Genomic DNA, 14,249 nt, shown 5'->3' on the forward strand with positions numbered 1-14,249 from the left:
CTATTACCCCCCCTTCAAAAACACGCCCGCCCTAAATCACTTGCACGGTTTAATATTTGCGCCCGGGGTCGCGCTCACCATCGAGTAATGCCCCCACCCACAGTCGGGCCCCGCCGGCTGCGGGGCCGCGAGCGGGAGGAGAACTTCCCGGTCGCGCTGCGCTGGCTGCCTCGCGAACAGCGCGACCACCTCCACGCGGTGTACGCCGCGGCCCGGCTGATCGACGACGCGGGCGATCGGGCGTCGGGCGACCGCACGGCGCGGCTGCTGGCGCTGCGCACGGACCTGGCGCTGGTCTGGTCCGGCGGCGCGCCGTCCGAACCGGTGTTCGCGGCCTTGGCTCCCGCGGTGCTCGCGTGCGCGCTGGAGCAGGAGCCGTTCCAGCGGCTGATCGAGGCGAATCTGGTGGACCAGCGGGTCACCCGGTACGCGACGTTCGAGGATCTGCTCGGCTACTGCCGATTGTCCGCCGACCCGATCGGGCGCATCGTGCTCGGGGTGTTCGGCCAGTCCACCCCCGCGACGGTCGCGCTGTCGGATCGGGTGTGCACGGCGCTGCAGGTGCTCGAGCACTGCCAGGACGTCGCCGAGGACTACCGCGCCGGGCGCATCTATCTGCCGCAGCGCGACCTGGCCGAATACGGTGTGCGCGAGACACAGCTCGCGACCGGCGCCACTCCGCGGTGCCGGGCGGCGGTGCTGGGTCAGGTGGACCGGGCGGTGGAACTGCTCGACGAGGGGGCGGTGCTGATCGGCCGCCTCACGGGGTGGGCTCGGATCGCGGTGGCGGGCTACGTGGCGGGCGGCTACGCGACGGTGCGGGCGCTGCGGGCGGCCGAGGGCGATGTCTGGGGGCAGTCGGCGCGACCCCGCCACGCCGACACCGTGCGTTCGATGGTGTCGCTGCTGGGCCGGGCGGCGGTGGTGTCGCGATGACCACCGCGCTCACCGAGTCCTACGCGGCCTGCGAGCAGATCACCCGCACCCAGGCGAAGAACTTCTACTACGGGATCCGGCTGCTGCCGCGGGACAAGCGCTCCGCGCTGTGCGCGCTGTACGCCCTGGCGCGGCGGATCGACGATATCGGTGACGGCGAGCTGCCACCGGCGGCGAAGTCCGAATCGCTGGCGGCCCTGCGCAAGTCGCTCGACAACGCGGATGCCGCCGGTGACCCGGTGCTGCTGGCGGTCACCGACACGGCACGCCGCTACCCGGTGCCGATGTCGGCGTTCGGCGAGCTGATCGACGGCGTGCAGATGGACATCGACGGGGTCGAGTACGCCGACTTCGCCGAATTGACCGGGTACTGCCGGTGTGTCGCCGGTGCGGTGGGACGGCTGTGCCTGTCGATCTTCGGCGCGGGCGACGATCCGCGGGCCGCGCTGTTCGCCGATCAACTCGGAATCGCCCTGCAGCAGACCAACATTCTGCGCGATATCCGCGAGGACCTGGGCACCGGCCGCCGCTATCTGCCGCGCGAGGATCTGGACCGGTTCGGGGTGCGGCTGGAGTTCGATGCGACCGGGGCTTTGCACGATCCGGACGGCCGTCTGGCGGCCCTGATCCGCAGCGCCGCCGAGCGAGCCGAGAACTGGTACTGCCTGGGCCTGCGCCTGCTGCCCGAACTGGACAACCGCAGCGCCGCCTGCTGCGCCGCGATGGCGGGCATCTACCGGCAACTCAACGCGCGCATCCACGCGAACCCGGCCGCCGTCTACGACCGGCGCCTGTCGCTGTCGGCCTGGGAGAAGGCCCGGGTCGCCTCCGGCGCGCTGCTGCGGTCTTCGGCCTCGGCGCGCAACGGAATACAGAGTGTCGGCGAGGCGGCGTCCGGCGATCGTGCGCCGTGGAGCGCGCGATGAGCGCCCGGGTGGTCGTGGTCGGTGGCGGGCTCGCGGGCATTACGGCCGCGCTGGGCTGCGCGGATGCCGGGCACCGGGTGCATCTGGTGGAATCGCGGCCCTGGCTGGGCGGGCTGACCTATTCGTTCGATCGCGCCGGGCTGCGGGTCGACAACGGGCAGCACGTGTTCCTGCGCTGCTGTACCCGGTACCGGGCGCTGCTCGCGCGACTGGGTGTGGAGCGGGACGTCACCGTGCAGTCGCGCCTGGACATTCCGGTGCGCGGGCTACTGCTCGACGCGGACCGGGCCGACCGCGCGCTGTCGCGGATGCCCACGGCCGCAGGCAGATTGCAGCGCCTGCCGCTGCCCGCACCGCTGCACCTGAGCTGGGCGCTGCTGCGCTACCCCTGGCTGTCCACGGCGGCCCGCCTGCGTTTCGCCCGCGCCGCGCTGGCGCTGCGTGCCGTGGACGTCGACGACCCGCGCACCGACGACACGAGTTTCGGCGACTGGCTGCGCGCCCACGGGCAGGACCGCGCCGCCATCGAGAGCCTGTGGGAGCTGGTCGGCATCGCCACCCTGAACGCGCGGGCGGACGACGTCTCACTGGCACTGGCCGCCACGGTCTTCCAGATCGGACTGCTCACCCGCTCGGACGCGGCGGATATCGGGTGGTCGCGGGTGCCGCTCGGGCAGTTGCACGGGGAGGCGGCGCGGGCGGCGCTCACGGCCGCCGGGGCGACGGTCACGACGCGGGCGAAGGTCGCCGCGATTCGGCGGGCCTCGGGCGGATGGGTCGTCTCGGCCGACGGGGACACGATCGCGGCGGACGCGGTGGTGCTCGCGGTGCCGCCCGCCGCCGCGGCGGCAGTGCTACCCCCGCAGTCCGTCGAGCTGCCAACGGATTTCGCTGCCGCACTGGGCAACTCGCCGATCATCAACGTGCATGTCGTGTACGACCGGAAGGTCATGACCGAACCGTTCCGCGCGGGGATCGGCACCGTGGCGCAATGGGTGTTCGACCGGACCGGTCCGTCCGGACTGGGTCCGCACATCGTGGGCGGTCCGGATCCGCAGGGGACCTCCGTCCCCGAGAGCTACGACCCCGACGGTGCGGCGGGCCAGTACCTCGCCGTATCCGTCTCGGCGGCGGACGAATTCGTCGACATGCCGACGACCGAACTGCGCCGCCTCTTTCTGCCCGCGCTGCACCGGATTCTGCCCGCCACCCACACCGCCGAGGTCCTCGACTTCTTCGTGACCCGCGAACGGCACGCCACCTTCCGCCCCGCCCCGGGCAGCGCCCGCCTGCGTCCCACCGCCCGCACCGCCCTCCCCGGCCTGTACCTGGCCGGGGCCTGGACCGCGACCGGCTGGCCCGCCACCATGGAGGGCGCGGTCCGCAGCGGCGAATCGGCTGTCGCCCAGCTGAATTCGGACCTATCCGCACCGGTACCCGAGGCCGCGCGATGACGCAGACACGCCGCCCCGCCTCGTCCGCCCCAGCGCGACAAGTCTGTTCCCGGGCGCGAGCGCGGCAACGCCGCCGCCCTCGACATTCGCCAACACCCGAACCCGCGTATCGGAGGTGGTTCCGTGACCGCAACGACACTCTCCTCGGTCGGCACCGGAAGCGATGCGGTGCGCACCGCCCTACGGGAGGCGGTGGACCGGCTCGACGACATCCTCCGGCCGATGGTCGCCTATCACTTCGGCTGGTGCGACGAACACGGCCGGGCGGTGCAGACCAACGGCGGCAAGTCCGTTCGCTCACGCCTGGTCCTGCTCGCCGCGCAGGCCGTCGGCGGCGACGCCCACCGCGCGATCCCCGGCGCGGTCGCCGTCGAGCTGGTGCACAACTTCTCCCTCGTCCACGACGATCTGATCGATCGCGACGCCACCCGCCGCCACCGGCCGACCGTCTGGGCGGTCTGGGGCGACGCGGCCGCGGTGCTGGCGGGTGACGCGATGCTCTCGCTGGCGCACGAGGTGCTGCTGGATTGCGGTACGCCACAAGCCATCCCGGCCGCGAAGGTGGTCGAAACGGCGACCCGGGAGCTGATTCGCGGGCAGGCCGCCGATATCGACTTCGAACACCGCGACGACGTGACGCTGGCCGAATGCTTCCGGATGGTCACGGGGAAAACGGCCGCGCTGCTGGCGGCCAGCGCGGCCGTCGGCGCGGTGCTCGCCGGTGCACCCGACCCGACGGTCGCCGCGCTGCGGCGCTACGGCCACCAGGTCGGCATGGCGTTCCAGCTGGTCGACGACCTGCTCGGCATCTGGGGCGAACCGGCGGTGACCGGCAAGCCGGTGCACTCGGATCTGCGGTCGCGCAAGAAGTCCCTGCCGGTCGTGTGGACGCTGGAATCGCGCGGTGCGGCGGCACACGAACTGGCGCACTGGCTTTCGCGCCCGGATACGCCGCAGGAGAGCGAGCTGCGCGCCGCCGCCGAGCTGATCGATCGCGGGGGCGGCCGCCGGTGGACCGAGACCGAGGCGCGGCGCCGTATCGCCCTGGCCGAGCAGGCGTTGGCCGGGGTCCCCATGGATGCCGATCGCCGCCGCGAACTGACCGACTTCGCGAAGTTCATCGTCGAACGGAGTGCGTGAGTATGACAGCAGTCGAAAAGGCCGGTCCGGCAACGGAAGACCTCGCCGCCGCGCGCGACACCCTGCTGGCGGCGGTGTCGCACCTGCGCTCCCTGCAGGACGAGACCGGCTGGTGGAAGGGCGAACTGGCCACCAATGTGACGATGGACGCCGAGGATCTGCTGCTGCGTGCCTTCCTCGGCATCTCCACCCCGGAGGTGACCGAGCCCGCGGCCCGGTGGATCCGCTCCCAGCAGCGTGGCGACGGCACCTGGGCGACCTTCCACGGCGGCCCCGGCGATCTGTCCACCACCGTGGAGGCGTGGGTGGCGCTGCGGCTGGCCGGTGACTCCCCCGACGCCCCGCACATGCGCGCCGCCGCCGACTTCGTGCGCGCGAGCGGCGGTGTCGAGAACAGCCGGGTGTTCACCCGAATCTGGTTGGCGCTGTTCGGTTTGTGGTCCTGGGACGAGCTGCCCAACCTGCCACCCGAACTCATCTTCCTGCCGTCCTGGTTCCCGCTCAACATCTACGACTGGGGGTGCTGGGCCCGCCAGACCGTGGTGCCGTTGACGGTGGTCGCCACGCTGCGACCCTGCCGCCCACTGCCCTTCGGCATCGACGAGCTGCGCACCGGGTCCGATCCGGAGCGCCGCGACTCCGTGCTCAGCGTCGCGGGCGCCTTCCAGCGGCTCGACACGGTCCTGCACGGTTATGCGCGCCGACCGCTCGGCTGGGTGCGTGAGCTGGCGATGCGGCAGGCGGCGGAGTGGATTCTGGCCCGCCAGGAGGCCGACGGCGGCTGGGGCGGGATTCAGCCGCCGTGGGTGTATTCGCTACTGGCACTGCATCTGCTGGGCTATTCCCTGGACCATCCCGCGATGCGGGCGGGTCTGACGGGTCTCGAGGGCTTCGTCGTCCACGAGCAGACCCCGCACGGGGCCCTGCGCCGCCTGGAGGCGTGCCAGTCCCCGGTGTGGGACACCGCCCTGGCGCTGGCCGCGCTGCAGGAGGCCGGGACGCCCGGCGACGATCCGGCGGTGCTGCGTGCCGCGCGGTGGCTGCTGGACGAGCAGATCACCGTCGGCGGCGACTGGCAGGTGCGCCGTCCCGAACTGACACCCGGCGGCTGGGCCTTCGAATTCGCCAACGATCGTTATCCCGACACCGATGATTCGGCGCTGATCATCCTTGCCCTGCACCGGGTTTCGCATCCGGAGCCGGAACGGCTGCGCCGGGCGATCGAGCGCGGGGCCGCATGGACGGTCGGGATGCAGTCCGCCGACGGCGGCTGGGGTGCCTTCGACGCCGACAATTCCTCGGCGCTGCCGTCCCGCCTGCCGTTCTGCGATTTCGGGGAGGTCACCGACCCGCCGTCCGCCGATGTCACCGCGCACGTGGTGGAGATGCTCGCGGCGCTGGGCCGCGCGGACGACCGGGAGTGCCGCCGCGGCGTGCGCTGGCTGCTGGCGCATCAGGAACGCGACGGCTCGTGGTTCGGCCGCTGGGGCGCCAACCACATCTACGGCACGGGCGCCGTCGTTCCGGCCCTGGTCGCGGCCGGGGTGGACCCGCGATCGCGGCCGATCCGCGCGGCCGTGCGCTGGCTGCACCGGCATCAGAACCCGGACGGCGGCTGGGGCGAGGATCTGCGCTCCTACCGCGATCCCGCCTGGGTCGGGCACGGCGATTCGACGGCCTCCCAGACCGCCTGGGCACTGATGGCTCTGCTCGCGGCGGGCGAGAATTCGGCGGTCGTCGAACGCGGAGTCCGGTGGCTCGTGGACACTCAGCGTTCCGACGGCGGCTGGGACGAAGATCAGTACACCGGAACCGGATTCCCCGGCGACTTCTACATCAACTACCACCTGTACCGGATCGTGTTCCCGATCTGGGCGCTGGGACGGTATGTGCGGGCGGCGGATACGCGCATTCCGGCCGCCTCCGGCGCCTCGTCCGGAATCCACCCCGGGCCCGACGGAGTCTGAGCATGCAACCCGGAACAGTGTGCGCCCCACTGCGCAGCGAGTGGGCGGCCTTGCGCGGCGCGATCGCCGCGCCGATGGTCCGGACCGGCCGCGGCCCCACCCACCGCCTGGACGGCCAGGCGGGCGCGATCGCCGTCGCCGGGGTGGCGGGCGCGCTCGCACCGGGCCTGCTGCCCGGTGACCTGGTGGTCGCGCAGGAGATCCGCCGCCGGGGCTCGATGCTGCCCAGTTACGCTGCCCCACTGCTGTATTCGGCGCTGCGACACCTCGGCCTGCGCGTCCACCTCGGCCCGATCTATTCGGCGGAGTACATCGTCGACGGCCCGGCCCGAGAACGCCTGGCGGCCACCGGAGCACTCGCCGTCGATACCGAATCGGCCTTCCTCGCCGGTGCGGTCCCCGACGGGCGCGCCGTCGTGCTCCGTGCCATCGTGGATACGCCGAACGCGCCGCTGGTCCACCCCGGAACGGTACTGCGAGGCATTCGTGCACTGCACGCATTGCGCTGCGCCGCACCGATACTCGACCGCTGGGCGGCGGCGCTGGGCGAGCGGGAGGTACTGCTGTTCGGCCCATCGCAGGCCGGTAGCGGCGCGCGGGCGCATCCCGATGCCGCCGAGGAGGACTCCGACGGAGCGCGCCCGCACGCGGATCGCACGCTGCCGCCGACGAGTACCCCGAAGGCGCACGAATTCGGACCGCACGCCCGGCGAATCCGGCCGCCACGAACCGATCTCGTGCTGGTCCTCGTCGCGCCCGAGGCCGCGGGTGCGCAACCATCCGACACACCGCGAGCCGACACCCGAGTTCCACGCATCACCGGGAAGTACATCTGGGGCCCGGCGCACTCCGGCACGGCCGAGATCTCCGAGATGTGCCCGGATGCCGGTCTGGTGGAACTCGCTGCCACACAAGGTGTTCCGGTACACCCGATCGGCCGTGTCGAGGACCTGGACCTGCATCTACTGCGAAATACTCGGCGAATCGCCGTATTCGCCGCCCCCTCGGCCCCGGCGACCCTGCGGACCGAACTGATCGACGCGCTCTCCGGCCTCGGCCCGGTCCGGGTACGCGAGACCACGGTCGCCGAAGAACTTCGTTCCACCCTCGGGAGGTGAGTTGAGATGGCCATGCCATGGCGTCAATCCCTGCGTCTGGGAACCTATCTCGCGAAACAGAAGCTGCTGCGCCGCGAGAAGTTCCCCATCCTGGTCGAATTGGAGCCGCTGTTCGCCTGCAACCTGAAATGCGCCGGCTGCGGCAAGATCCAGCATCCGCACGATGTGCTCAAGCAGCGCATGCCGGTGGAGCAGGCGGTCGGGGCCATCGAGGAGTGCGGTGCGCCGATGGTCTCCATCGCCGGCGGTGAGCCGCTGATGCATCCGCAGATCGACGAGATCGTGCGACAACTGCTGGACCGGAACAAGATCGTGTTCCTGTGTACCAACGCGGTGCTGCTACCCAAGCATCTGCACAAGTTCACTCCGCACCCCAATTTCGCCTGGATGGTGCACCTGGACGGGCTGCGCGAGCGCCACGACGCCTCGGTCTGCAAGGACGGCGTCTTCGATCAGGCCGTGGCCGCCATCCGGCAGGTCCAGGCCGCGGGCTTCCGGGTCATGACGAATACGACGTTCTTCGACCTGGATTCGCCGCAGGACGTCATCGACGTGCTGGACTACCTCAACGACGAGCTCGGGGTCGACCACATGCAGATCTCCCCCGGCTACGCCTACGAGAAGGCGCCCGACCAGGAGCACTGGCTCACCGTCCAGCAGACCCACCAGCTGTTCGCGAAGGCATTCGCCGGTGGGCGGCGCAAGAAGTGGCGGCTCAACCATTCCCCGCTGTACCTCGACTTCCTCGAGGGCAAGGTCGACTTCCGGTGCACGGCATGGGCGATCCCGTCCTACTCGTTGAAGGGCTGGCAGCGCCCCTGCTACCTGCTCGACGACGGCTACACCGCGACCTATCGCGAGCTGATCGAGGATACGGACTGGGACAGCTTCGGCCGGGGCAACGATCCGCGCTGCGCGAACTGCATGGCCCACTGCGGCTACGAGCCCACCGCCGTCGTCGCGACCTTGGGCTCGCTCCGGGAAACGATCCGCGCCGCCGCGGGCTGAACCGGGGTCGCCTCGACGCCTCATGGCGGGACGCGGGGCAGGCGCGCTCGGCGTTTCGTATCAGGACCGCTGCCGCCGCCGGGTAGCTTTGGCCGGTGCAGCGCATCCACATCGGAGTGGACACGATCACGGCCTTCCTGGCGACCATGGTCGCCGGGCTGTCGCTGGCGTTGCCCATCGATTTCCGCTGGACCAGCGAATCCACGCCGCTGCAGCTGCACCTGCTCGCCTACAGCCAGCCCCGCGCGGTGGCCGCCGGCGCGATCGTGGCGGTGGTGGTGGCGACCGTCGTCGCGGCCGCCGACAGCGAACTGGTCGCCTGGTGCACGGCCCTGTGCGGTGTCGCGGTCATGACGCTCAATCACGTTTTCGGGCATTCGGCCGCCCCGTCCGCATCGCTGACCACGATGAACTTCGTCGACGCGACCGCGGGCGGGGTGCTGCTGGGCGCCGTGGGCGCCGCCGTCGCGCGGCACCTGATACCCACCTCCGGCTGGATTCTCGGCACGGTGGCCAGCATCTGTATCGCCGAGGCGCTGCCCGTCCCGCACTGGTCCGACACGTCCGCGCAGCATTTCCAATCGAACTGGACCGCCAGCGATTCCCCGCCGACCTGGTTGATCGGCGCGGCCCTCGTCCTGGTCGCGGTGAGCACCTACCTCAACCGGCGGCGTTCGCCGACGGTGCGGATGTCGGTGGAGCTGCCGATGATGCCGATCGTGGCGGTGCTGGTGCTGGTCTCCGCGTGGCTGGTGATCGCGGGCTGGCTGACGCGCAGCGGCGACCGGATCGTGGTGGTCGTCGTCGCGGTCGCGATCGCGGCGCTGATCACCGGCGTCATCGCGCTGCTGCTGCCCGGCCGCGACGGCATCTTCGTCCTGATGTGTGTGGGGGTCGCCGCGACCGGCAATGCGACGGTCTCGGCCGACCTGCCGATGTGGGCGGTCCCGCTGTTCGTGGTGGGTGCCGCGCTGGGGTTACTGGCCGGAATCCGTTGGCCGACACCGGCTCTCAGCATAGCCTCGCTCCTGACACTGGCCGTGGCCGCGGCGCTGCTCGGCCACGTCCACGGCCACAGCGTGATCGAGGCCATCGCCGACCTCGTGCTGGCCGTCGTCACCGGCTACTGCCTCGGTTCGGCCCTGCCGCGCCGCGCCGCGGCCCGGGTGCTCGGCGTCGTGCTCCTGCTCGCCCCCTCCGCGGTGCTGGCCTTGCGTACCCGGATGAGCTACGGGGACTGCACCCCGGAGGTCGGCGCCGGTGGTGCGGTGCTGTGCGAATTCGACGATCGCGACACCGCGTCCCCGGGGTGGGCCGCCGTCGCCACGATCGTGTGCTGCGCGATCTTCGTCCATCTGCTGCGCCATCGGGAACCCGAAAGTCCCTCGGAGACCCCGTGAGTCGAGGCGTCCGGCCCGGCCCCGTGTACTCGTTGACAACATCCGGATGGGCGCTTAAGTTTGCCGGACCACGGAGCCCAAGATCATGTCGCACAGGAGCCGCCCATGCCGGCCGCCGCATTGACGCGCAGGGGGTTGCTGCGTGCGGCGAGTCTCGGCGCGGCCGCGGCCACCGCCGCCTGCACCGGCTTCACCACCAGCGGCGCGGGCGGCATGGTGTTCCTGTCCACCCAGTTCCGCCCCGCCGACGAGGCCGAGCGATTCCGGTCGCTGCTGGGCCGGGCGGCCCCGGGCGTCAGCTATGTGACCATCGAGGAGAGCCCGTTCGCGGGCCAGGTCCGCACCCAGGTCGACGCCGGTGCCACGAAGATCGGGTTGCTGGGCGGCCTGCACGGCGATCTCGCGCCGCTGGCCGATGGATACCTCGAGGACCTGACCGGGCTGCTCGCCGATCTGGGCGCGCGCGGCTGGTCCGAGGACTACCTGCGCCTGGCCCGGGTCGGCGGCGACCGCACGTGGTACATCCCGTGGGCGACAGCCAGTTACATGCTCGCCGCCCACACCGAGGCGCTCGCGCACCTGCCGTCCGGCGCGGATCCGGACGCGCTGACCTACGACCAATTCCTCGACTGGGCCGTCGCCGCCCGCCGCGCCAACGGCAATCGTCCGATGCTCGGCCTGCCCGCCGGGCCGAAGGGGCTGCTGCACCGGTTCGTGCAGGGATTTCTGCTGCCCTCGTTCACCGGCGGCCAGATCACCACGTTCCGGTCCCCCGAGGCCGTGGCGGCCTGGCAGTATTTCCGCGACCTGTGGGCCAACTGCGCGTCGTCGAGCACGGGGTACGACTTCATGCAGGACGCGCTGGACAGCGGCGAGGTGCGGATGGCGTGGGATCACGTGGTCCGGCTGGCCCAGGCCCCCGCCCGCGACCCACAGGATTGGCGCATGCTGCCCGCACCCCGGGGTCCGCGCGGACTCGGCTACATGGCGGTGGTCACCGGGCTCGCGGTGCCCAAGCACAGCCCGGACCCCGAACTCGCGCAACGCACCATCTCCACTCTCACCGATCCGGCCACGCAGATCGAGTTGTTGCGTTCCAACGGATTCTTTCCGTCGATCGATATCCCGATCCCCGGCGATCTACCGCCCGCGGCCCGGCTCGAGGCCGAGGCGCTGCGCCGCCAGCAGCGGGCCCCGGACGCGCTGCTGTCGCTGCCACCGGTCGGTCTGGGTAAGCGCGAAGGCGAGGTGAGCAAGGTGTTCCAGGACAGTTTCCGCGCGATCGTGCTGGGCGGGGCCGACATTCGCGCCACGCTGGATCAGCAGGCCCGCGTGCTGCAGGGCATCCTCGACGAGCTGCGGGTGCCGTGCTGGGCCCCGGACCCCGCGGCCGAGCTGTGCCGGGTGGGGTGAGAATGACTGCGCGACTGAGATCCCCGTGGGTTTTGCTGCTGCCCTCCATCGTGCTGCTGGCCGCGTTGTTCGGCTGGCCGCTGGTGCAGGCCGTGCTGGCGGCGTTCCGCGACGATCACGGGTTCACCCTCGCGCACTGGCAGCGGCTGTTCGATGATCCGTATTTCTTTACGGCACTGCGCAATACGCTGTTGCTGATCGTGATCGTGGTGCCGATCCAGCTGGTGCTGTCGCTCGCCATGGCCCTACTGCTGCAGGCGCGGCCGCGGTTCGCCGGTGCGCACTTCTACCTGTGGTGCGTGCCGCTGGCGGTGTCCGAGTTGGCCGCCGGGCTGGTGTGGCTGTCGGTGTTCGGCAATCGCGGATACCTGAATTCGCTGCTGGTGTGGCTCGGGCTGTCCGAGAACGGCGTGCAGTGGCTGGGGTATCAGCACACCGGCACGATGCTGCTGGCCGTGGTGATCGCGGAGATCTGGCGCGCCACGTCGCTGGTGTTCGTGATCGTCATCGCGGGGGTGCAGCTGGTTCCGCGCGATTACGACGAGGCCGCACAGGTTTTCGGGGCCAGCCTGTGGCAGCGGCTGCGGCATGTGACGCTGCCGCTGCTCGGGCCCAGCCTGCAGGTGGCCCTGATTCTGCGCACCATCCTCGCGCTGCAGGCATTCGCCGTCGCCCAGGCCCTCACCGGCCGCGACTTCCCGCTGCTGGTCGGCGAGACCTACCAGTGGTACTCGAATCTGCAGAATCCCGCGGTGGCGAGCTGCGTCTCGCTGGTGGTGCTGGCGATCTCGCTGGGTACGGCGGTGTTCTATCTGCGCACGGTCCGGGGATCGGAGGGGGCGCGATGAGCGATTCGGGTACGGCCGCAACCGCTTCCGCACGCGCGGACCTTCCGCCGATCGACCGCGCGCCCTTGCGCAGGCGGCGCCGCCGAGCGTTCGCGGTGCAGCTCGCCTGCCTCGCCATCACCGTCTTCATGGCGCTGCCGCTGGTGCTCATCGCCCTGGCCGCCGTTTCCTCCCGCGACGACCTCAACCGGTTCCCGAAGCCGCTGCTGCCCGGCGAATTCTCCACCGAGACACTGTCGTCGTTCTTCCGCGCCACCGGAACCTTTCCCGCCCTGGGCAATTCGCTGCTGGTCGGGTTGTACACGGTGTTCTGGTCGCTGGTCGTCGGGGCACCGGCGGGGTATGCCCTGGCGCGCTACGTCTTTCGCGGCAAGGACGCCTATCGGGTCTTCGTCCTGCTGGTGCGCGCCCTGCCGATCGTGGTGCTGTCGGTGCCGCTGGCGACCATGTTCCTGCGTCTGCGCATCGACGACACGGTGCTCGCGGTGACGCTGGTGCACACGGTGCTGGCACTGCCGACCACCGTGCTCATCACCGCCAGCATCTTCGTCGCGGTACCGGCGGATCTGGAGGAGGCCGCCCGGGTGTTCGGCTGCACCCGCTGGCAGGCGGCGCGCAGAGTCGTTGTGCCGCTGGCGCTTCCGGGCCTCGCGGCGTCGTCGATCTTCACCTTCGTGCTGTCGTGGAACGAGATTCTGGGGGCGACGATCGTGACGCTCGGCCACCGCACGCTACCCGCCCAGGTGCTCACCGCCCTCGCCGAGGCGTCCACCCCGTACCGGTTCGCGGGCGGTTTCGCGCTGATCATTCCGGCGCTGCTGTTCATCCTCGTGATGCGGCGCTATCTGGTGAACATGTGGGGAACGACGTTGCGATGACAGAGGTGTGCAATGGCTGAGGTGATCCTGCGCGAGCTGGTGAAGACCTACCCGGGCGGCACCGTGCGCGCCACCGACGAGGTGTCGCTGACCGTCGCCGACGGCGAATTCATGGTCCTGCTGGGTCCTTCCGGCTGCGGCAAGACCACCCTGCTGCGCATGATCGCCGGGCTGGACCTGCCCGATTCCGGGCAGATCGTGATCGGCGGGCGCGATGTCACCTATCTCGAGCCCCGCCGGCGCAACCTGTCGATGGTGTTCCAGTCCTACGCGGTCTTCCCCAACAAGAAGGTCGCCGACAACATCGGTTTCGGCCTGCGCGTGCACGGGGTGCCCGCCGACGAGATCCGCCGCAAGGTCGCCTGGGCCGCGGATCTGCTGCAGCTGACGCCCTACCTCGACCGCTATCCGGCGAAACTGTCCGGCGGGCAACGCCAACGGGTCGCGGTGGCCCGCGCCATCGTGATGGACGCCGACGTGCTGCTCATGGACGAGCCGCTGTCCAATCTGGATGCGCTGCTGCGCCTGTCGTTCCGGGCCGAGCTGAAGAAGCTGGTCGGCGAGCTCGGCACCACCACCGTCTACGTCACCCACGACCAGGTGGAGGCGCTGTCGCTGGGACATCGCGTGGCGGTGATGCGGGCGGGCCGGATCGCCCAGATGGGTTCTCCCGGCGACGTCTATGACAGTCCCGCAACGGAATTCGTCGGCGGCTTCCTCGGCAGTCCGCCGATGAACTTCCTCACCGGCACCGTCGAGGGCGGGCGGCTGGATCTGGGCGGGCAGTCGCTGGCCGTGCCCGCGGCGCTGTCGTCGTTCGACGGCCGCACACTGCGGCTCGGAGTCCGCCCCGAAGCCGTTGCGGTGCGCGAGAATCCGGATGGCGACACGCTGACGGGCGAACTCGAGGTCCTCGAGCCCCTCGGCTCCGCGACCCTGCTCACCACCGCCGTCGCCGGACAAACCCTCAAGGTGCAGGCCCCCGCCGGATTCCGCGCCACCCCCGACACCCCCCTCACCCTCCACATCCCCCCCGAATCCCGCCGCTGGTACGACCCCGAAACCGGCCTCCTCCTCACCCCCTGACTCCCCCACCCCCAACCATTTTGGCCCCCCCCCCCACGGGGCCGGGAGGGGGGGGGGGGGGAACACAAGGGGGGG

Annotated in this window: 12 protein-coding genes; all 12 read left to right on the top strand. The window is 70.9% G+C overall.

Features of this window, described 5'->3' with window-relative positions; genetic code table 11:
- Positions 1-87: 87 nt before the first annotated feature.
- The 12 genes from hpnC (at position 88) to QH290_RS19320 (ending at position 14,174) form a co-directional block, all read left to right on the top strand.
- The gene (gene hpnC, locus QH290_RS19265) at positions 88-936 is read left to right on the top strand and encodes a squalene synthase HpnC (protein ID WP_280384323.1); all 849 of its coding nucleotides are present in this window, start codon (positions 88-90) and stop codon (positions 934-936) included.
- Positions 933-1,862, top strand: a complete 930-nt coding sequence (gene hpnD, locus QH290_RS19270; protein WP_280384325.1) for a presqualene diphosphate synthase HpnD — start codon at positions 933-935, stop codon at positions 1,860-1,862. Before hpnC ends, hpnD begins: the two co-directional genes overlap by 4 nt.
- Positions 1,859-3,316, top strand: coding sequence for a hydroxysqualene dehydroxylase HpnE (gene hpnE / locus QH290_RS19275; protein ID WP_280268354.1), 1,458 nt, complete (start codon positions 1,859-1,861; stop codon positions 3,314-3,316). Before hpnD ends, hpnE begins: the two co-directional genes overlap by 4 nt.
- 123 nt (positions 3,317-3,439) lie before the next feature.
- Entirely contained in the window at positions 3,440-4,456 is a 1,017-nt protein-coding gene (locus QH290_RS19280; protein WP_280268355.1) for a polyprenyl synthetase family protein, read from the top strand.
- A gap of 2 nt (positions 4,457-4,458) precedes the next feature.
- Positions 4,459-6,423 carry a squalene--hopene cyclase gene (gene shc, locus QH290_RS19285; protein WP_280384327.1) on the top strand — a complete coding sequence of 655 codons (1,965 nt, stop codon included), beginning with the start codon at positions 4,459-4,461 and terminating at the stop codon, positions 6,421-6,423.
- A 2-nt stretch (positions 6,424-6,425) separates the two neighbouring features.
- Positions 6,426-7,541, top strand: coding sequence for a phosphorylase family protein (locus QH290_RS19290; RefSeq protein ID WP_280384330.1), 1,116 nt, complete (start codon positions 6,426-6,428; stop codon positions 7,539-7,541).
- Positions 7,542-7,547: 6 nt separating this feature from the next.
- The gene (gene hpnH / locus QH290_RS19295) at positions 7,548-8,549 is read left to right on the top strand and encodes an adenosyl-hopene transferase HpnH (protein ID WP_280384332.1); all 1,002 of its coding nucleotides are present in this window, start codon (positions 7,548-7,550) and stop codon (positions 8,547-8,549) included.
- 95 nt (positions 8,550-8,644) lie between these two features.
- Entirely contained in the window at positions 8,645-9,949 is a 1,305-nt protein-coding gene (locus QH290_RS19300; protein WP_280384334.1) for a hypothetical protein, read from the top strand.
- 105 nt (positions 9,950-10,054) lie between these two features.
- Complete coding sequence (locus tag QH290_RS19305) at positions 10,055-11,362, top strand: ABC transporter substrate-binding protein (RefSeq protein ID WP_280268360.1); 1,308 nt, start codon at positions 10,055-10,057, stop codon at positions 11,360-11,362.
- Positions 11,363-11,364: 2 nt separating this feature from the next.
- Complete coding sequence (locus tag QH290_RS19310; RefSeq protein ID WP_280384336.1) at positions 11,365-12,210, top strand: carbohydrate ABC transporter permease; 846 nt, start codon at positions 11,365-11,367, stop codon at positions 12,208-12,210.
- A complete protein-coding gene (locus QH290_RS19315) occupies positions 12,207-13,088 on the top strand; it encodes a carbohydrate ABC transporter permease (RefSeq protein ID WP_280384338.1) in 882 nt (293 codons plus the stop codon). The genes QH290_RS19310 and QH290_RS19315 overlap by 4 nt, the downstream gene beginning before the upstream one ends.
- A gap of 12 nt (positions 13,089-13,100) precedes the next feature.
- Positions 13,101-14,174 carry an ABC transporter ATP-binding protein gene (locus tag QH290_RS19320; protein WP_280268363.1) on the top strand — a complete coding sequence of 358 codons (1,074 nt, stop codon included), beginning with the start codon at positions 13,101-13,103 and terminating at the stop codon, positions 14,172-14,174.
- Positions 14,175-14,249 lie beyond the last annotated feature (75 nt).

Source organism: Nocardia wallacei (assembly GCF_029869545.1).
In the GTDB taxonomy this organism is placed as follows: domain Bacteria; phylum Actinomycetota; class Actinomycetes; order Mycobacteriales; family Mycobacteriaceae; genus Nocardia; species Nocardia wallacei_A.